Below are 18,492 nucleotides of genomic sequence, written 5' to 3' on the forward strand. Positions count from 1 at the left end.
TACCTATATGGGGTATATTTTGATGAAAAAGAGAACGTGCCTCAGCACGGTCCCGCAGGCTATCTGCTGTTAGACAACATCATAGCCCTGATCATCGATTGTTTCTTTAATTTCGCCTAGATTTACTATGGATGAATCATATTCGACATTGACTTTGCCATTATCGAGATCAACCTTTACAGCAGATACGCCTTCAAGCTTCCCTACGCTGCCTTCTACAGCTTTTACGCAATGGCCGCAGCTCATCCCTTTTACTTCTAAAGTGATTGTTTCCATTCTGAATCTCTCCTTTATTTCTTCATTAGTCTTTGCACAGTTACCAGCAGCTCATCAACCACCTCAAGGTCGTTCTCCTGGATCCTCTCGACAACACAGCTCTTCAGGTGCCCCTCGAGCAGAATTTTGGCAACGCTGTTCAAAGCAGACTGAGTGGCTGAAATCTGGGTAATAACATCATCACAATACGTATCCTTTTCAATCAGGCCTTTGATTCCCCGGATCTGGCCTTCAATCCGGTTGAGCCTGGTGACAAGGTTTTTCTTTGTCACTTCGGAGTGATGGCTCTTACGCCCGCTCACATGATCGCAGCTTTCACCCTCAGGGACTAACGGCAATTCATTTAATTCCTTCTCCATTAAATTCCCTCCCCTTAACCGTATTGTAGTATACCCTGGTATGGTATGTAAAGTATTTCTTTTCAGATTAGAAAAAAATAAAAAAGGAGAATCTCTGCTCCTTTTTCAGCTTAGGATAACCTCTTTTTCAAGATAGCTTGCCCTTATCCCGAAATTCGGGGGAGCAGGATCAATCTTTTCATTTAAGAGGAGTTTAATGGCAAGATAAGGGAAATTAATGCCGGACAGGCAGCTGATATGAAGCCCCCCGCTCATTCTCGGGTTGATTTCCAGCAGCTTTGGCACACCTTGCCCATATTTAACCTGGACATTGAACACATATGGAACCGGGTATTCACGATGAAGGTTTTCGGCTATCCCGCTGAGAAGCAGGTTTTCCTCCAGCTCCCTCACCCGTCCTTGCCCTTTTTTCCTTGGAATGCTGGTGTACAGCTTGCCTCCGTCTGCCAGGCAGTCGATGCTGTACTCAGGGCCATCCAGATATTCGAGCACCATCAGGTCTGGAAAGCTTTCTTGCTGCGATAAAATTCCGCAGGCATTCGCAAAGGAAATACGGTGTCCAACCCCTTGTCCGAACAGCTCCGCTATTGAATCTTCACGATCCTTTACCACTCTGAATCCATAAGCCCCTTCTCCAATTACAGGCTTGAAGCAGACTTTATGGCCTGCAGCCTTAAGCTTATGATAGGCTTCCTTGAAGCCTGCCGCTGTATTGACGACTTCGTAGTCAGGGATGCTTACCAGCTGCTTGCCGGCTGCATTCTTTTCCTCAATTGACCGGTAGATGGCCGCCTTATTGTCCATGAAGGACATCAGCATCGGGTCCGGGCAGACAAGCACCTTGACGCCTATTGCTTCAAAACGGGCAAGATTCCGTGAAATCAGGACATTTTCCTTGCGGGGAATAAAAATGTCAATCTCATTCCGGGCACAGAAATCCAGGCAGAACATAATATATTCCTCACCGGATATATCAGGCTCAGTCCCTTTGAAATCGCATACCTGCAAATAGAGAGCATCCTTGTCCGGATGGGTCCCGTATATGGTAAAGCTTCTATTGTCAGGATTGTTCTTAATCATTGTGATATAATGGCTCACCGTCGTGAACCAGCGGTTAAACCAGATTTTCATGCCAGCCCTCATTCCCCTGTCAGTAAAATATGAACTACTGAGAACTCCTTTGCCTTAACAGGCTGAAAAAAAGGAATACTCTGATAGATCTATTATCTCACATTTTCGACAGAGGTAAACAGATTCTGGCAATCTTCTACTGCATAAAAGTCACACTGTACAGGATGATCGGCAGGGTGATGAGGCTCAGGCAAGTGCTGGCAAGCGTCGCGCTTGAAACAAGCTCCGGATCTGTACCATATTGAACGGCATACATGGTCGTATTGGCAGCAGAAGGCATGGCCGCCATGACAATCATGATCTGTTTCAGAAGAGTATCAGCAGGCAGGAAAAATGTAAAAGCCAGCGCGATCAAAGGAGATACAACCATTCTCAAGGTAAGGGAGACAGAGAGCGGGCCTATTTCCAGGTTTTTTACTGATATATTGGCGAGCGTGATGCCAAGGATGATCATGACCGTTGGTATAGCTGCATCTCCTACCATCCCTACTGCTTCCATCAGAGTTCCGCCGACAGGAATGTTCATAAACTGCAGCGCTGCTCCGAGTAAGGCCCCGTAAACAATCGGCACCCTTGCGACCTCTTTAAGGGCCGTTTTAAAGCTGGCATTTTCAATAGATCCTTTAGCTGCATAATATACCCCCAGGGTGCACATCAGCAGCTGCTGGATGACCATCAGCACAACCGCATATTGTATTCCTTCCTGTCCAAATGCAAACAGGACAAGCGGGGTTCCATAATTGCCGTTATTCATGAAGGCTGATGATAAAATGATGCCGCATGTGCGCTTTCTGCTGTATCCTGCAAAATAAGCTACAGCATACACGAGCGCAATGATTGCCAAGGCCAGTCCCAATGTGTAAATGGCCATGACTGCATAATCAAGATTGAACTCTGTTTCGTAGAAAGTCCTGAAGGCAAGAAAGGGTGTCATTAAGTATATGGCCACGATTGACAGGGACTTCGTTTCCAGCCTGAAGATTTTCTAGCCGGCATAGCCAAGGCCAAAAATAAGAAAAATCGGAATTAAGATTGCTATAAAGGACATATCATCAGCTTCCATTCAAGATATTTCGGATTTCGTAAAAACCAGTTTCTATTATACAAGATTCTGTACTTCTCTGCTCAAGAAAAGCATTAAAGTTATTAATTTAAAAAATCGAATGAAAACTGGGAAATCTAAAAAAAAAGCATGATGCTGCAGCCGCAGCAATCATGCCTTCTCTTTAATGATGATGCTTTTCTTTTAAAGGATTGTAGATGACAAATTCCTCTTTTGGAACAAAGAAGTACTGGATCCACACACCATCCAGGAAATCTTCCCGTGCATCGAGCAGGATGTCGATATCCTTGTCGGTTGATACAATTTCATCATGCTCTGCAGGTGTATCGAGCTTAATATCATAATGGGCGTGGTTTCCGTGATGCTCTGTTACGAAAATTCGGATATACTGGCCTTCTTCTGCTGTTTCCAGCATCTTTTTCAGCACTTTAGCCGCATTGCGGTTGATTTTGACTTTCATTTTTCCAAACTCCTTTTAAGTGTTATACGCCCGGGAACCAGCCAGGGGTATTAACAATGGCCTGCCAGAGCGGATCTGGAACAGTCAGCTCCTCCTGGGCATCCTTATCAATTTTGGTTTTGATTTCGCCTTCCCTGCCCTCTTCGACTTTTTGCACCCACTCAGGATCAATGATCAGCTCACGGCCCAGCGCAATAAGAGGGACGCCTGTTCCAAACGCTTTTTCTACTTCTTCCGGCGTATAAAGAGAACCAACGCCGATAACAGGGACAGAGCTGCCGACTCTTTCCTGGATGATCTCGATTCTGGACCTGGTGTCCTCGACTCCGCGGCGCGGCTCTGACCAGAAGTCCTGGAGTGAAACGTGGAGATAGTCGAGATCTTTTTTTGCCAGCTCATCAATCAGGACAAGAGTATCCGCCATCGTGATCCCTGGTGTTTCCGGTTCTTCAGGAGAAAATCTGTAGCCTACAGCAAACGGCTTTTTGGCATGTGCCGCAACCGTCTTCTTGACTTCATCAACAACAGCGAGCGGGAAAGTAAGCCTCTTTTCCAGGCTGCCTCCCCATTGATCATCCCTGCGGTTTGAATGAGGAGAAAAGAATTGCTGAATAAGGTAGCCATTCGCTCCATGGATTTCAACCCCGTCATAACCTGCTTCAATAGCACGTCTTGTGGCTTCGCCGAAATCTTTAATAATGCTTTCAACTTCCTCGCCGCTGAGCGCGCGCGGCTCCTTTTTTCCTTCACCGGAGCTTGCAACTGCACTGGCACTGACAATCTCTCCGTTCGGAACGAGCTCAGGAGGGCATTCCCTTCCGCCGTGGAAAATCTGCAGGATCGCTTTTGCACCTTCTGCTTGTATGTCTCCCGCCAGGCGCTTCAAGCTTGGGATGTACTCATCTTTATGGCCGGCAAACTCTCCTGGGAAGCCTTTTCCATTCTCGGTCACATATGTACAAGCCGTAATCACCATGCCGGGACCTTTTGACCGGCGGGCATAGTATGAAGCCTCAGCATCAGAAACAGTATCATCCTCATTAGAAGAGAAATTTGTCATTGGCGCCATTACCAGTCTGTTTTTAACTTCAATTCCACTTTTAAAAGTAAATGACTCAAAAAATTGTTTGTATTGTTCTTTCATGAACCTGATGTCCTCCCTTGGTGTGTTTTAAAGTTCTTCAGCTTCAAAGCGTTCTGCCTTGAGTGGTGCTGCCAATACTTCTTTCATTTCCTGCATATAGTTCTGGAAGTGGGCGGTTTCGCCGTGCAGCCTTACAGCTTCCTTGTCCTTCCATTTTTCCAGCATCACAAATGTATTTTCTTTACCGGCACTCTCAAATAAATCATAGCTGATATTTCCTTCCTCAGCCTGTGACCCTTTGATCACTTCTTTGGTTTTCTCCAGGAAAACATCACGCTTAGCCGGATCCACCGTAATATGCGCATGAATGATAATCATGGACAGCTCCTCCTTCTTTTTTACACAAATTTTAGTATTGGTTAAAAATCAATGAAATATCTTCCGAATCCTTAAACTGTAACAAAAAAAGTTACATTAAAGATTCAACAGAGGGTTAAAGATATCATATTCTACCGGGAGGTTTTTTTCAAAAGAAATGCTTGAGTGAAATGCGGAAGCGGCTTGCTTAGAGCCGACAAGCATAAGACGCCCAAGAATAAAAGGCGTTCTTTGCCTTTGATTCTTGGGTGGCTTATGACTCGAGGCTCTAGCCGCTGGAGCTGGACAATAGAAATGCGGAGGGCGCTTGCTCAATTAAGGAACGCAGACTAAAAACGCCACGTCCTGTGGCAACGTCTGCATGACCCGCGTCCTGCGGGCCTCAAGCTTAAGACAAACAGAGCGGAAGGTTGTTCTTTAACCTTCTGATCTGTTTGGCTTAAGACCTCGAGGGGCTAGCGCCCGGAGCTGGACAATACGAAATGCGGAAGCGGCTTGCTTAGAGCCGACAAGCATAAGACGCCCAAGAATAAAGGCGTTCTTGCCTTTAATTCTTGGGTGGCTTATGACTCGAGGCTCTAGCCGCTGGAGCTGGACAATAGAAATGCGGAGGGCGCTTGCTCAATTAAGGAAAACCATAAAAAAGCACACTCCGTGATGAGTGTGCTTCTGCTTTAAATATGAATAATACGGATTTTTTGACCCGGCTTGATGAATGAGAGAAGCGGCCGGTCTTCTTTTTTTATCCTGCCGGCTATATTTACTCTTTCATCTGCCGGAAGATCAGACAGTGTTATTTGCACTTCACCTTTGTAACGGCCGTAATGCTCATTATCCACAGTAATCGTTCCTGCACCGCGTTTCCCGCAGTTCAATGGGGGCACAGGGTCAGTTGTCCGGGTATTCATGAACCTGACAGCATCCCTTGCCTGATCAGGCCGAGTAGCATAAGTTCCCTCAGGTATTGCACAATTCTCAGCTCTCAGCGGCATGACAAAGTCCTCTTCGTAAGCCAGGAGATCCTCCAGCAGCCCTGCACCAATATCAGGATCGCCGATATAAATATCATCAATTCCCTCAGCCTTCAGCTCCACATAAGCAGCAAAGGGTTCAGCATGGCGATGCTTTTCAAGCGTCGGCAGGCCTTCGAATAGCGGTCCCCTTTTTTCACCCCGGGATGGAATATACGCAGCAAGCGGAATTCCCAGGCTTTTAAATAACGTATTCTGATCATGGAAAAAAGATTCAGCCAGCCCGGTTTCCCTTCTCGGGTAAAAATTATGCCATCCGATCAGCCTATCAGGTTTAAGCCCGAGACTGAGAAGGTTTTTAATATCATCCTCGAAAAGGATACTGGAGTTGACAGCTATTTTGAATTCCTTTGCAAGGGAGATAATCAGATTATGGTCGAAAAAGTCATCCAGCCTAAGACCGGCTACCCCAAGTTCTTTTAAAGCAAAAAGGTCTGCAACTCCCAGATGGCCGGGTGTATGCATGGAAACATCCGCATAAACATCAATGCCGCTTTCCTTTGCAGCAGAAAGCAGCCTCTTGGCCGCTGCGGCCAGCTCCCCTTTTTCTTCAGGGATATGAAGCGAGGTGAAGCCCCGCTTCACCCCCTTGCTTCCTGCATTCCTGATCCGCTCTTCAGCAGAAGGATCGTTCAGATAGAAGGAAATGCCGATCAATCAAACTCACCAGCCATTTCATCTTTGAAGCCGAACAGATAGGTGAAGGCAAATCCTGCTGCATAGGCAATTACAAGTCCTACAAGGTACAAAAGGATTTCACCTGCGTTAACAATGAAGGCAAGCGGCAGGCCGGATACTCCGATTGCAACAGTGGCAATATCGAAATGCGCCTGGAATGCGCCGCCTACACCTGCGCCAAGGCAGGCTGTAATGAATGGCCTTCCAAGTGGAAGTGTTACACCAAAGATCAGCGGTTCGCCGATACCAAGCATTCCGGAAGGCAGAGCCCCGCCGATTGCCCTTTTGAGGCGCTTCTTCTTGGTTTTGAAATAGATGGCAAATGCTGCGCCAACCTGGCCGGCGCCTCCCATCGCAAGGATTGGCAATAATGGATCATCGCCGATTGAATTGATCAGTTCCAGGTGGACAGGTGTAAGACCCTGATGAAGCCCGGTTACGACAAGCGGCAGGAAGGTTGCGCCAAGAACAAATCCGGCAACGACTCCGCCGATATCAAGAACAGAAAGCAGGCCTTTTGTAATTCCTTCTGAGATGAATCCGCCAACAGGCATGAATACCACATAGGTAACAATCCCTGTTATCAGAAGCGAAACTGTTGGCGTAATGATGATATCCAATGATTGTGGTACAAATTTTCTGACCCGCTTCTCGACCAGTGCAATAAAGATGGCAGCAAGCAGAACGCCGATCAAGCCTCCGCGGCCAGGAACAAGTGCTTCACCGAAAAGCGTTATGCCTGCGACTGAAGGATTGATGATCAATATCCCTGCAAGTCCGCCAAGTGCCGGAGATCCGCCAAACTCTTTCGCCGCATTGATACCGACCAGGATGCCGAGATAAGCGAACAGTCCTCCGCCTATTACAGTCAGAATCATGGCGAGCTGTGATTCACCGTCAAGCCAGCCTGCCTGAATGACAGCTTTCGAAATACCTGTGATCAGACCGGAAGCAACAAGTGCCGGAATGAGCGGGATGAAGATGCTCGCAATCTTACGAAGGAACAGTTTAAAAGGAGTCGCGTTTTTCTTATTGATTTCTGACTTTTTGCTTGCCGCCCGGTCGTTCAGATTGAGCTCACCCGACGCTTCAAGCAGTTTGCCAAACTCTTCTGTAACCTTATTGACCTTGCCTGGCCCCAGAATAATCTGCAGTGTTTCTTCCTCAACCAGCCCGAGGACTCCATCTGTTTTTTTCAGTCCTGCTTTGTCTACCAATGACTCATCAAGCGGCGTTACTCTAAGACGGGTCATGCAATGCGTATAAGATCCGATATTGGAAGCCCCGCCCAGCTTTTCGAGTATTTTCTCAGCAAGAATTGTATTTTCGCCAGCCATTTGAATTTCCCCCATTTCTAACATTGATGTCAGTACAAAATTTTCAAACTATTGGAATCGTTTTCACCCAAGGCATAAAAAATAGCTTAAGAGAATAATAGGATAAAGTATCAGTCCAAGCCTATATTATGAAAAACCCCTGTCAGCTGTTTTTTGATGACCACCCCCAAAAAAGGATATGCAGAGGGCAGGCCCGAACTTGGCGCCTTCCCCTGATAGGTTTAATTGCCGGCCTTCTCCACTGCGATACGCACATATCCGCCGGCTTGATCGAGCAGATACTCTGCTTCATCTTTGCTTTTTCCAGTTTTAATCATAACAATCGCAGTTTTAGCCTGAAGCCCGCTGTCTTCAAGTGCCTTTTTGGCCAGTTCATAATCAGCGCCGGTTATCTTGCTGATGATGCCGATTGCACGCTCCTTAAGCTTGTGATTGCTGACATGAACATCCACCATTAAGTTTTCATAAACCTTGCCGAACAGGATCATGCTGGCAGTTGAAATCATGTTCAGAATCATTTTATGGGCAGTTGCCGCCTTCAGCCTTGTTGAGCCTGTCAGCGCCTCAGGGCCGACAATCACTTCAATGCTGTGGTCAGCTTCTTTGCTGATGATGGCGCCGGTGTTGCAGGAAAGTGCTACCGTCCTGGCTCCGATGCTCCTCGCATACTTAAGCGCTCCTGCCACATAAGGGGTGCGCCCGCTCGCCGCAATGCCGACTACAGTATCATCTTGCGTCAGGCCAATCTCCTTCAGATCCCGTTCGCCCCATTCCGGCTTATCTTCTGCCCCTTCAACAGCCTTGACAAAAGCATCCCTGCCCCCGGCCATGATTCCCTGCACAGATTCCGGATCCGTACTGAAAGTAGGCGGGCATTCGACCGCATCCAAAACGCCGAGCCTGCCGCTTGTACCAGCCCCTATATAGATGAGCCTGCCTCCCTTTTTCAGCGATTCGAATACAAACCCGACTGCTATCTCTACATCCGGGAGAACCTGCTCAACCGCTAATGCCACCTTCTTGTCTTCCTCATTCATCATCGTAATGATTTCCAAAGGTGAAGCTGTATCAATCTTCATAGTCCGCTCATTGCGGGTTTCCGTTGTTAACGAGGTTAAGTTCTCTTTCATTCCTAAGGCCCTCCTGTCACTGATGAACTAGTTCTAATTTCATTATAGAGGGTATAAAATATTAGTTCAACAACATATTTAATTTTATGAAATTTAATTTTAGTCGCGATCTGGCTGGAGCTAGTTTTTACTATTATATATATGAGGCTGGTGGGGTTGTATTCTTTTTTTAGATGGACGGAGGTGTTGGGTGAAAGATTGTTTTAGTTGTGGGGGCTGGGTGTATACTTTGTTTTCGCTCAAACTTTGGATACATGACTCCGTCGTTTTGCACTAAGTTATGTATCACACATTCTTCCTTGGATACATGACTGCTCCCTTTTTATCCCACTCATGTATCCCGCACTCCTCCCGGGATACATAACTGCTCCTTTTTCGACCCACTCATGTATCCCGCACTCTTCCTCGGATACATGACTGCTCCTTTTTCGACCCACTCATGTATCCCGCACTCCCCCCGGGATACATGACTGCTCCTTTTTCGACCCACTCATGTATCCCGCACTCCTCCCGGGATACATGACTGCTCCTTTTTCATCTCACTCATGTATCACGCACTCTTCCTCGGATACATGACTGCTCCTTTTTCGACCCACTCATGTATCCCGCACTCTTCCTCGGATACATGACTGCTCCTTTTTCGACCCACTCATGTATCCCGAACTCCCCCTGGGATATATGACTCCGCCTATTTATCCTCACTCATATATCCCGCACTCCCACAGATACAAACCAGGCCAAATTCCAGCCTGATCTGCTAGACATTCAAAGGAATTACAATTTAAAAACTGTTGGCTGCCCGCCGGGACTCTTAGTATTGCCGCGATTCGTATATCTCGCAGACTTCCCTCTCCCTTTGAAATCATAATGTTTCTTGAGCACGCGCTGAATGGTCCTCCTATCCTTAATAATCCTGCACCAATCGAGCAGCAGGGGAGTAGTTATAGCCGTCCCGGCAAACAGCAGCTTAATTTCCTCAACCGCCCCAATTACTGCATCCTCAAGAGTTTGCCTCTCCCCGCAGATTGCGCAAAGCAAAAATGAATGCTGAATTTGTTGATAGAATCCCCTGCAATGTGGACATATTAAGCCTTTTTGCAGTTTTTCATAGGGGTAATAATAGTTTCTCGGAAAAGGGTCTTCCTTCATATGAAGGGATACAAGCTTTTTGGCTAAATTTGAATGTGATTGTTTTATAGGGGAGTTTTGGTTCAGCAATTTTTCCCGAAAACGCGGCATTTGACCGGGTAGGATGATGGGGAGATTCTTTGGGGCCTGGAAGAGGCAGAATTCTGGATTTACAAAGATCAAATTTGCTTCGATTCTAACCTCAAATCCATGTTCCTTCAAAAGCTGTCTCATAAGGTTTTCTGTGCGCTTCAGCTGAAGGATCGGATTCTTTATTTCATTGCCGGAAAAAGTGTACCAGGCATCACCCTGAATATAAAAGTCGCCCTGGTAGTTTTTAATTTCAAACAGGTAAAGGGTTGTGCCTGAAAAAATTAAAGAGTCAACTTGAAAAATCGTACCTTGATGGGAAAGCAAGAGATCATTTAAAATATGCCTATCGTTATCAATGGTATTAACCCACTGGTCAAACTCCTCTTCTCCCTTCCAGCCCTTCAGCAATATATCAAGCTGTTTTACGTCCGGGGCAGCAAGCTGGACCCTGGCGCCAAGAGATTTCAAAATCCTCAATTCAGTTGATTCCACACGCTCTTTTCTCAAATATGTCCTCCTCCTTCCCCTACCATTTTATTACAGACACACTTTAAAAAAAGCAATAAAAAACACCAGGCCGCTACTGCGGAAAGAGCAGCAGCAGCCCGGCGGCGGCCGGTGTTAATATCATTGAGGCCTTCAGTACATTTTTGGGAGCATAGCCTGTGAATTTTGCACCGATATAAGCGCCTGTCATGGTGCCGAGAAGCACTTGCAGAAGCAGCAGATAGTCGAGATAGCCTTCAGTCTGATACCCGAGGCCTCCTCCTGCCGCAATAGGCAGTATAACAAGCATAGTTGTGCCTATCGACTGTCTGATTGTGAGGCCGAGCATGATCAGTAAACCAAGCTGGATGAATGGTGTGGATCCAATCCCGAATGTTCCCGATAATACGCCGGTTATAAGACCAAGGATGATAGCTTTTCCCGCCAGCTGAAAGGACAGCTTGTCTCTCCGGGCTTCCTGGTCAGTGAGATTCCTTGATATGTACAATCTGACCATTAGCAGGATAGAGGACAGGAACAGCATGCCTGCGGTCAGCCAGTGGAGCGATTCTGTCGGGATCCCGGCAGCAAGCTGCGATCCCCCGTAAGCACCAAATGCACCGGCTATCCCGGTCACGAGCCCCGCCTTAACAGCCATATTTCCTTCCCTGTAATGGCTGTATGCCCCGGACAGGCTTGTAAAAATCATGGCTGTCAAAGAGGTCCCTAAGGCGATATGGATCGGCACATCGAACACCAGCGTCAGGATAGCAATGATAAAGCCGGCCCCGCCTGCCCCGATAAATCCCAGCAGCATGCCCATCAGCAGCATCGTTAAAGTTATGGCCATAATACTCTTCCTTCCTTTTTCCATCCTTTATTATACATATATCCCTCTGAAAAAATAAGAAAAGAAGGCCCCCGCAGGAGCCTCCTTATACTCTTTCCTAATAAAAGCACAGTCCAACAAGCGATACGGCCATCGAGCTGAGTCCGGCAATCAGGAAGGAAGACAGCAGTACTGATGTGGCGCCGGCTTTGAATTCCTGCCATTTATAGTCGCTGCTTACCATGCTGTCAGTCCGTTCCATGGCATTGGAACGGGGAAACATGCTAGTCCCGATTGTGCGGAATCCCCTGAAGAACAGTGATAGAAATCCAGTTTTAAAGATGGTAATGATGACGGCTGCAGAAAGCCCCGCTATACCCGCGATGAATGATAGATTGATCCAGTCCAGCAGGGGCAGGATTCCCAATACCCGTATACTTATCCAAATGCAGGTGATCAGCAGAAAACCTGTTATCTTCCATTTCATAAGATGTCCCCCCAGACTGTTTTTCTAACATTATAGCAGGAACGGCGGAAGCTGGCAGCCTCCGCCTTCCTATTATTCTGAAACTTTCTTTGTCCACTTGAGAGCCGGATAACGGTTGAACGGATATACGACTCCTTCGAATTTAGGTGATGTCAGGTACGTATTTGTGTAATGATATACCGGCATGAAAGGCATTTCTTCCATCAGGATTTTTTCAGCATCATGCAGAAGCTGATAGCGCTTGGCTTCATCCTGCTCTACTTTTGCCTGGGCAATCAGTGAATCGTATTCTTCGTTGACCCATTGTGTACGGTTGTTAGGGCTGTCTCCCAGATAATAATCAAGGATTACGACAGGATCGAGAAGGACACCGATCCAGCCCATGCGTGCCATTTGGAAATTATGCTGCTTTGTTGTATCAAGATATGTCTTCCATTCCTGGTTGGCCAGCTTGATGTCAACGCCCAGATTCTTTTTGACCATTTCCTGTACAGCTTCACCGATTTTCTTATGGTTTTCGGCTGTATTATATAGAAGGGTTACTTCGGGAAGGGTTGTCCAGCCTTCTTCTTTCATTCCTTCTTCCAGAAGCTTTTTCGCTTCATCTGCATTTTCCTCAAAATAAGCTCCGCCGGCTTCACGGAAGTCTCCGTCAGGTGTTTCAACCCCTGGCGGCACGAAAGCAAAGGCCGGAGTCTCGCCCGCTTTTGTAATATTCTCTGAGATAGCTTCACGGTTGATGGCCATAGCAAAGGCACGGCGGACTTTGGCATTGGTGAATGGCTCTTTTTCAACATTGAACATATACATATATGTTCCGAAATAAGGGACTTCTTGATATTCCTTGTTTTCTTTTTCCTGGGCAAGGGCATCTGTTGGAAGTGTCTGGATCAGATCAAGTTCACCTGTTTTATACATCTGATAGTAGGTGGTTGCATCATTGACCATTTTCCAAGTGATTTTCTCAAGGCTTACTGCCTCGCTATCCCAATAGTTTTCATTCTTTTCTGCAACTGCTTCACTGTCATGCTTCCAGGAAGTGAACTTGAACGGCCCGTTGCTCACATAGCCTTCTGCATCGGCAGCCCAATTTTTATTCTCTTCGGCAAGCTCCTGTTTGACAGGATAGAATGTCCACATTGTCAGCAATTCGTTAAAATATCCAAGCGGTGCATTCAGCTCAACAACAAGCGTTTGGTCGTCCTTGGCTGTGACGCCGACTTCTTCTGCGCTCCCGTTTCCTTTGTTATATTCCTCGGCACCTTTAAGATAGTAAAGGTAGAATGCAAATGAACTTCCTGTGTCTGGATTCAGGACGCGCTTCCAGGCGTATTCGAAATCACCGGCCGTCACAGGAGTCCCGTCTGACCATTTTGCATCATCACGGAGTGTGAAAGTATAGGTTTTCCCATCGTCAGATACCTGTACATCCTTCGCTGTGCCTAATACCGGCTTTCCGTCCTTATCTTTTGTATATAGGCCTTCAAAAATATGGTCCATGATCCAGCCTGATGTTGTATCTGTTGCAAGCGCAGGATCCAAATCCGGCGGCTCGCTCATCGCATTAAGTACGATTTCCTGTTTAACATCTTCCCCGCTTCCGCTGCCGGAAGCTCCTTCATCGCCGCTGCAGCCAGCTAAAGCTGAAGAGACAAAAAGAGCTGCGGCAATTCCTGATAACCATTTCTTCATATTCCCATTCCCCTCTCATCCATTATATTTATCTTATCCTCTCTCATTTCCTGCAGAGAAGTGAAGATCAATCGTTGTACAAGTGGCAGGCTGTCCAGTGGCCAGGCCTTGCTTCCTTCCATTCCGGCACTTTTTTGGCACAGATATCCATTGCATGCGGACAGCGTGTCCGGAAACGGCAGCCGCTTGGCGGGTTCACCGGGCTCGGAGGATCTCCCTGAAGTGTGATGCGCTCCCGCTTGGCTGCGGTCGGATTAGCCACCGGGATTGCCGAAAGAAGCGCCTGTGTGTAAGGATGGAGCGGCTCTGCAAAAAGCTCTCTGCTTTCGGCCAGCTCCATCATCCTGCCAAGGTACATGACACCAATCCGGTCGCTGATATGCTTGACCATCCCCAGGTCATGGGCGATGAATAAATAGGTGAGCCCCTGCTCTTCCTTCAGATCCTCCAAAAGATTGATGACTTGAGCCTGGATGCTGACATCGAGCGCAGAAATCGGCTCATCGGCAACAATGAATTTAGGATCGACAGCGAGCGCCCGGGCTATGCCGATGCGCTGGCGCTGTCCGCCGCTGAATTCATGCGGATAGCGTTTGGCATGCTCGGGGCGCAGGCCCACCCTTTCAAGAAGGTCATAAATCCTTTCCTGGCGCTCTTTTCCTCTGGCCAGTTTGTGGGCATCCATGCCTTCCGCGATTATATCGCCGACCCTCATCCTTGGATTAAGGGATGCGTGGGGATCCTGGAAAATGATTTGCATTTCCCTGTTGACCGCCTGCATCTCCTTTTTATCAAGTGACTCTACGTCCCTTCCGTTATAGATGATTTTTCCCTCTGTCGGTTTCTGGAGGCCCACAATGGTTTTGCCTAGCGTAGATTTCCCGCTCCCGCTTTCGCCGACAAGGCCGAAGGTTTCGCCCTTTTTTATAGTGATCGAGATGTCATCAACCGACTTGACGGTCTGATCCTTTTTAATTTTGAAATATTTTTTCATAGCTTCTATTTCTAAAAGTGTTTCAGCCATCCTATTCCCTCCCTGCTGCAACGAAGTCTTCGGCCTTAGGGGCCCTTGGGTCATTCAGCCAGCATTTGGCCTGATGACCATTTTCTTCTCCAAAAGCTGGAGGCATTTCCTGCAGGCAGATTTCCATTGCATATTTGCATCTCGGTGCAAAAGGACATCCCTTTGGAGGCGAAAATAAATCCGGAGGGGAGCCTTCAATCGGCACGAGCCTTTTCTTTTCAGGAGAGTCTGTGTCCGGAATCGATTCAAGAAGTCCCCAGGTGTATGGATGCTTCGGATTGTCGAAAATTTCAGCGACAGTCCCGCTCTCGATCATCATCCCGGCATACATGACGATTACGCGCTGGGCCGTTTCAGCGACCACTCCCAAATCATGCGTGATTAATATAATAGAAGTATTTGTTTTTTTCTGCAGATCCTTCATCAAATCCAGCACCTGCGCCTGAATCGTTACATCAAGTGCTGTGGTCGGCTCATCGGCAATCAGAAGCTCCGGATTGCAGGCAAGTGCAATGGCTATCATGGCACGCTGCCTCATCCCCCCGCTGAATTCATGCGGATACTGGCTGTACCGCTCTTCAGGGTTTGGGATGCCGACGAGCTTGATCATCTCGACCGCCTTTTCCTTAGCTTCTGTTTTTCCCAGCTTTTGATGGATGAGAAGACCCTCTTCTATCTGCTTGCCTATTTTCATGGTCGGGTTAAGGGATGTCATCGGGTCCTGGAAGACCATGCTAATTTTAGATCCTTTGATTTTTTGCATTTCCCTTTTGGAGATTTTCAGCAGATCCTTATCCTGGAAAAGGACTTCTCCATTCTTTACTTTTCCGGGAGGAGTGGGGATCAGCCCCATGATCGTCTGGACAGTCACGCTCTTTCCGCTTCCGCTTTCTCCGACGATTGCCAGTACCTCGCCTTTATCAATATGAAAGGAAACGTCCCGGACTGCCTTTACCTCTCCTCCGTATGTCTTAAAATTCACTTCGAGGTTTTTTACTTCCAGTAAATGGCCCATCTGTCTTGCCTCCTATTTCCGTACTCTTGGATCCAGCGCGTCCTGCAGGCCGTCACCGAATGCATTGAATGCAAACATCGTCAGGGATATCATCAGCCCCGGGAAAAACAGCCTCCACCATTGTCCGCTCAGGATGACGCCCAATGCATCGTTGGCCATCGTCCCCCAGCTTGCAAATGGAGCTTGTACACCCAATCCAAGGAAGCTGAGAAAAGATTCGGCAAAGATGGCCTGCGGGATTGTAAATGTCAGATTGACGATAATGATGCCCATCGTGTTCGGCAGCAGATGGCGCAAAATGATTTTTCCATGGGAGGTTCCCAATTTCTCGGCTGCCATGACATATTCCTGTGACTTCAGCTGAAGGATCTGCCCCCTGATGATCCTGGCCATCCCTACCCAGCCTGTGACGGAAAGGGCTATGATAATGGTGGTGACACCCGGTTCCATGATGACCATCAGCAAAATGACCACGAGCAGATAAGGGATGCCGTAAAGAATCTCAACAAGGCGCATGAGGAGGCTGTCCACCCGGTCCCCAAGTTTCCCTCTCCCGGCCATATAGCCGGAGATGCCGCCTACAGCGACCCCAAGGATCAGGTCGATGATCGCTGCGGCAAATCCGATGGTCAAGGACACCCTTGCTCCGTACCAGGTACGCGTCCACATATCCCTTCCCAGGTCATCGGTACCGAACCAATGCTCTGAAGATGGGGCAAGATTCCCTTTAGTCAGGTCCTGGTCAGAAGGGCTGTACGGGACAAAGGAAGGCCCGAAAGCCGCAAGGAGTATGATCACCAACAGGAGACTGAAGCCCAGCAATGCCAACTTATTTCTTACAATATTCAGTGCCGTTTCCTTCCAGACACTCAAGGACGGCCTCTGGATTTCATCCATGCTCTTTTTATCGGGCGATACAGGCCTGAACAGGAGCTCTTCTGATTGTTTCGGCTGCATGTTTATTCCCCTCCGCTCGATAGTTTTATTCGTGGGTCGATCAGCCTGTAGGAAATATCAATTAAAAACAGGGTGATGACAAGAATGGCGCTGAAGAAAATCGTTGTGCCCAAAATAACGGGATAATCCCTGTTGAAGATGCTGTCAACGAAATAGCGGCCGATTCCAGGTATGGCAAAGATTTTTTCAATAACAAAGGTACCGGTGATCAATGCAACAAATAATGGGCCGATAAAGGATACGACCGGCATGATGGCATTCCGGATACCATGCTTAAGTACAAGCTGGAACGTTGAAAGACCCTTTGCATTGGCCGTCTTAATATAATTCTGGTTCATGACCTCCAGCATGCTTGAACGCATGAACCTGGCGATGACTGCAAGCGGGGTCGCAGCCAGGGCGAGTGAAGGAAGGATTGTATGCTGCCATGTTCCCCATGAAGCAACAGGCAGCAGCCTCCAATCCACCGCAAAATATTTAATCAGGAGCGGTGCCAGGATGAAGCTTGGGACAGAAATGCCGATAATGGCAACCATCATGCTTGCATAATCGATGAAACGATTATGGTTCAGTGCAGCTATAATCCCGAGTGCAAGGCCGAATATTAAAGCTATCGTGATAGACTGGATCCCAAGCAGTGCAGAAGCCGGTGCGCCTTCAGCAATGATCGAGTTGACGCTCCTTGTTTCCGACTGGATGGACGGCCCAAGGTCACCTACCGCAAGATTTTTCATGAACAGCGCATATTGTACAGGCAGCGGTTCATCCAAATTGTATTTGGCCCTGATATTCTGGAGCACTTCCTCAGGCAGCACATCGCCGTCTGAAGCAAATGGATCCCCAGGTATGAATTTCATTATGACGAATGTCAGTGTAGCGATTACCCAAATGGTTAAGAGCATGATGAGGAATCGTTTGACTATGTACATTTGCTCACCTCCGCAGCTTTGAAGAGCAATAGAACTGCTCCTCTTTCTTTTTAAGCGTTCACCTGGCCAAGAACTCCGTTTGTTGCTGTCATGGCAATGATGACGCAGCCCCACATATGCTTGTAGCCTGTTACCATATCATCGCATGTAAATTTGATTCTCTTTGGTCCGATCAGTTCGACTGTCGGAAGGGTCGTTGTCATCTTAGCCTGCTGCGGCCCCTTCATTTCAATTTCAAATGTTACCGGCCCGTCCGTTTTGACAGCCTGCTGGTCCTTCGCCTTTTTTACGGCAGCCTCAGCCTTGGCCCTGATTTCTTCCCTTGCTTTTTCAGGGTGGATCAGTTCTGCAGCGAACCTGTCAACCGCCCTTTTCGTCACAGCACCCTCAACATGCGGGAGAGTTTCCTGGACTTCTTTTACATAAGCATCATCGCCTGAAACAAAGATTGCCGGGACGCCGAATGCTCCTGCCACCATTGTGTTCATTTCTGTTTCACCGACGATCTTTCCGTTGATTTTCATTTCGTTCACACAAATGCCTGCAAGTGTATGAGAAATGACAGTCAGATCAGAACCGCCTTCCCTTCCATGGTGGCCGACGAACATAATCCCGCTGAACGATTCATCCAGACCTTCCAGCTGGCACATTACCCGGTTGTTCCCTGAAACGAGGCGGGCACGCGGATCCATTTCTTCAATGATGATATTAGACATATTGCCATGGCCGTCTGCAACGACCACTTCCTCTGCCCCTCCATTGAAAGCTCCTTCGATAGCTGCATTCACATCTGCTGTCATCAGCTTCCTGAACCTCTGATATTCCGAATTTGTTTTTAACTGCTGGTTTGTCGCTACACCTGAAATGCCTTCCATGTCTGCCGAAATAAAGATTTTCATTAAATATCCTCCTAAATGAATATCCA

Annotated in this window: 18 protein-coding genes and 1 pseudogene; all 19 read right to left on the reverse strand. The window is 47.6% G+C overall.

The window, feature by feature from the left end:
* Positions 1 to 69: 69 nt before the first annotated feature.
* The 19 genes and pseudogenes from copZ to LCM00_RS03985 all read right to left on the reverse strand — a co-directional run bounded on the left by copZ (position 70) and on the right by LCM00_RS03985 (position 18,466).
* On the reverse strand, positions 70 to 276 hold the full coding sequence (copZ, locus tag LCM00_RS03895; RefSeq protein WP_224898025.1) for a copper chaperone CopZ: 207 nt from the start codon (positions 274 to 276) through the stop codon (positions 70 to 72).
* A gap of 14 nt (positions 277 to 290) precedes the next feature.
* The gene (locus LCM00_RS03900; protein WP_009793166.1) at positions 291 to 635 is read right to left on the reverse strand and encodes a metal-sensitive transcriptional regulator; all 345 of its coding nucleotides are present in this window, start codon (positions 633 to 635) and stop codon (positions 291 to 293) included.
* 105 nt (positions 636 to 740) lie between these two features.
* Positions 741 to 1,766 (reverse strand): ATP-grasp domain-containing protein, encoded by a 1,026-nt coding sequence (locus LCM00_RS03905; protein WP_224898027.1) that lies wholly within the window; start codon positions 1,764 to 1,766, stop codon positions 741 to 743.
* A gap of 136 nt (positions 1,767 to 1,902) precedes the next feature.
* Positions 1,903 to 2,814: pseudogene (locus LCM00_RS03910) on the reverse strand (AEC family transporter).
* A gap of 178 nt (positions 2,815 to 2,992) precedes the next feature.
* On the reverse strand, positions 2,993 to 3,289 hold the full coding sequence (locus LCM00_RS03915; RefSeq protein WP_224898029.1) for an iron-sulfur cluster assembly accessory protein: 297 nt from the start codon (positions 3,287 to 3,289) through the stop codon (positions 2,993 to 2,995).
* A 22-nt stretch (positions 3,290 to 3,311) separates the two neighbouring features.
* A complete protein-coding gene (locus tag LCM00_RS03920) occupies positions 3,312 to 4,433 on the reverse strand; it encodes an NADH-dependent flavin oxidoreductase (RefSeq protein ID WP_224898031.1) in 1,122 nt (373 codons plus the stop codon).
* A 27-nt stretch (positions 4,434 to 4,460) separates the two neighbouring features.
* Entirely contained in the window at positions 4,461 to 4,751 is a 291-nt protein-coding gene (locus LCM00_RS03925) for a putative quinol monooxygenase (RefSeq protein ID WP_224898033.1), read from the reverse strand.
* Between the two features lie 674 nt (positions 4,752 to 5,425).
* Complete coding sequence (locus tag LCM00_RS03930; protein ID WP_224898035.1) at positions 5,426 to 6,439, reverse strand: MupG family TIM beta-alpha barrel fold protein; 1,014 nt, start codon at positions 6,437 to 6,439, stop codon at positions 5,426 to 5,428.
* Positions 6,436 to 7,797 (reverse strand): PTS transporter subunit EIIC, encoded by a 1,362-nt coding sequence (locus LCM00_RS03935; RefSeq protein WP_224898037.1) that lies wholly within the window; start codon positions 7,795 to 7,797, stop codon positions 6,436 to 6,438. The genes LCM00_RS03930 and LCM00_RS03935 overlap by 4 nt, the downstream gene beginning before the upstream one ends.
* Before the next feature lie 221 nt (positions 7,798 to 8,018).
* The gene (gene murQ, locus LCM00_RS03940) at positions 8,019 to 8,927 is read right to left on the reverse strand and encodes an N-acetylmuramic acid 6-phosphate etherase (RefSeq protein ID WP_224898039.1); all 909 of its coding nucleotides are present in this window, start codon (positions 8,925 to 8,927) and stop codon (positions 8,019 to 8,021) included.
* Positions 8,928 to 9,701: 774 nt separating this feature from the next.
* Complete coding sequence (locus LCM00_RS03945; protein WP_224898041.1) at positions 9,702 to 10,655, reverse strand: nuclease-related domain-containing protein; 954 nt, start codon at positions 10,653 to 10,655, stop codon at positions 9,702 to 9,704.
* A gap of 73 nt (positions 10,656 to 10,728) precedes the next feature.
* The gene (locus LCM00_RS03950) at positions 10,729 to 11,484 is read right to left on the reverse strand and encodes a sulfite exporter TauE/SafE family protein (RefSeq protein WP_224898043.1); all 756 of its coding nucleotides are present in this window, start codon (positions 11,482 to 11,484) and stop codon (positions 10,729 to 10,731) included.
* A gap of 97 nt (positions 11,485 to 11,581) precedes the next feature.
* A complete protein-coding gene (locus LCM00_RS03955; RefSeq protein WP_224898045.1) occupies positions 11,582 to 11,950 on the reverse strand; it encodes a DUF3899 domain-containing protein in 369 nt (122 codons plus the stop codon).
* 72 nt (positions 11,951 to 12,022) lie between these two features.
* Entirely contained in the window at positions 12,023 to 13,642 is a 1,620-nt protein-coding gene (locus tag LCM00_RS03960) for a peptide ABC transporter substrate-binding protein (RefSeq protein ID WP_224898047.1), read from the reverse strand.
* A 67-nt stretch (positions 13,643 to 13,709) separates the two neighbouring features.
* On the reverse strand, positions 13,710 to 14,666 hold the full coding sequence (locus tag LCM00_RS03965) for an ABC transporter ATP-binding protein (protein ID WP_224898049.1): 957 nt from the start codon (positions 14,664 to 14,666) through the stop codon (positions 13,710 to 13,712).
* A gap of 1 nt (position 14,667) precedes the next feature.
* On the reverse strand, positions 14,668 to 15,681 hold the full coding sequence (locus tag LCM00_RS03970; RefSeq protein WP_224898051.1) for an ABC transporter ATP-binding protein: 1,014 nt from the start codon (positions 15,679 to 15,681) through the stop codon (positions 14,668 to 14,670).
* Between the two features lie 12 nt (positions 15,682 to 15,693).
* A complete protein-coding gene (locus tag LCM00_RS03975; protein ID WP_276541851.1) occupies positions 15,694 to 16,638 on the reverse strand; it encodes an ABC transporter permease in 945 nt (314 codons plus the stop codon).
* Between the two features lie 2 nt (positions 16,639 to 16,640).
* Complete coding sequence (locus LCM00_RS03980; protein ID WP_224898053.1) at positions 16,641 to 17,567, reverse strand: ABC transporter permease; 927 nt, start codon at positions 17,565 to 17,567, stop codon at positions 16,641 to 16,643.
* A 50-nt stretch (positions 17,568 to 17,617) separates the two neighbouring features.
* Positions 17,618 to 18,466: a M55 family metallopeptidase gene (locus LCM00_RS03985; protein ID WP_224898055.1), complete on the reverse strand. Its 849-nt coding sequence runs from the start codon at positions 18,464 to 18,466 to the stop codon at positions 17,618 to 17,620.
* Positions 18,467 to 18,492 lie beyond the last annotated feature (26 nt).

This window comes from Bacillus infantis, assembly GCF_020171945.1.
Taxonomy (GTDB): Bacteria; Bacillota; Bacilli; order Bacillales; family Cytobacillaceae; genus Bacillus_AB; species Bacillus_AB infantis_A.

Bases quoted from the DNA above. Each gene is read 5' to 3' on its own strand.
- copZ (WP_224898025.1), bottom strand. From the start codon at position 276: ATGGAAACAATCACTTTAGAAGTAAAAGGGATGAGCTGCGGCCATTGC.
- LCM00_RS03900 (WP_009793166.1), bottom strand. From the start codon at position 635: ATGGAGAAGGAATTAAATGAATTGCCGTTAGTCCCTGAGGGTGAAAGC.
- LCM00_RS03905 (WP_224898027.1), bottom strand. From the start codon at position 1,766: ATGAAAATCTGGTTTAACCGCTGGTTCACGACGGTGAGCCATTATATC.
- LCM00_RS03915 (WP_224898029.1), bottom strand. From the start codon at position 3,289: ATGAAAGTCAAAATCAACCGCAATGCGGCTAAAGTGCTGAAAAAGATG.
- LCM00_RS03920 (WP_224898031.1), bottom strand. From the start codon at position 4,433: ATGAAAGAACAATACAAACAATTTTTTGAGTCATTTACTTTTAAAAGT.
- LCM00_RS03925 (WP_224898033.1), bottom strand. From the start codon at position 4,751: ATGATTATCATTCATGCGCATATTACGGTGGATCCGGCTAAGCGTGAT.
- LCM00_RS03935 (WP_224898037.1), bottom strand. From the start codon at position 7,797: ATGGCTGGCGAAAATACAATTCTTGCTGAGAAAATACTCGAAAAGCTG.
- murQ (WP_224898039.1), bottom strand. From the start codon at position 8,927: ATGAAAGAGAACTTAACCTCGTTAACAACGGAAACCCGCAATGAGCGG.
- LCM00_RS03950 (WP_224898043.1), bottom strand. From the start codon at position 11,484: ATGGCCATAACTTTAACGATGCTGCTGATGGGCATGCTGCTGGGATTT.
- LCM00_RS03955 (WP_224898045.1), bottom strand. From the start codon at position 11,950: ATGAAATGGAAGATAACAGGTTTTCTGCTGATCACCTGCATTTGGATA.
- LCM00_RS03960 (WP_224898047.1), bottom strand. From the start codon at position 13,642: ATGAAGAAATGGTTATCAGGAATTGCCGCAGCTCTTTTTGTCTCTTCA.
- LCM00_RS03965 (WP_224898049.1), bottom strand. From the start codon at position 14,666: ATGGCTGAAACACTTTTAGAAATAGAAGCTATGAAAAAATATTTCAAA.
- LCM00_RS03970 (WP_224898051.1), bottom strand. From the start codon at position 15,681: ATGGGCCATTTACTGGAAGTAAAAAACCTCGAAGTGAATTTTAAGACA.
- LCM00_RS03975 (WP_276541851.1), bottom strand. From the start codon at position 16,638: ATGCAGCCGAAACAATCAGAAGAGCTCCTGTTCAGGCCTGTATCGCCC.
- LCM00_RS03980 (WP_224898053.1), bottom strand. From the start codon at position 17,567: ATGTACATAGTCAAACGATTCCTCATCATGCTCTTAACCATTTGGGTA.
- LCM00_RS03985 (WP_224898055.1), bottom strand. From the start codon at position 18,466: ATGAAAATCTTTATTTCGGCAGACATGGAAGGCATTTCAGGTGTAGCG.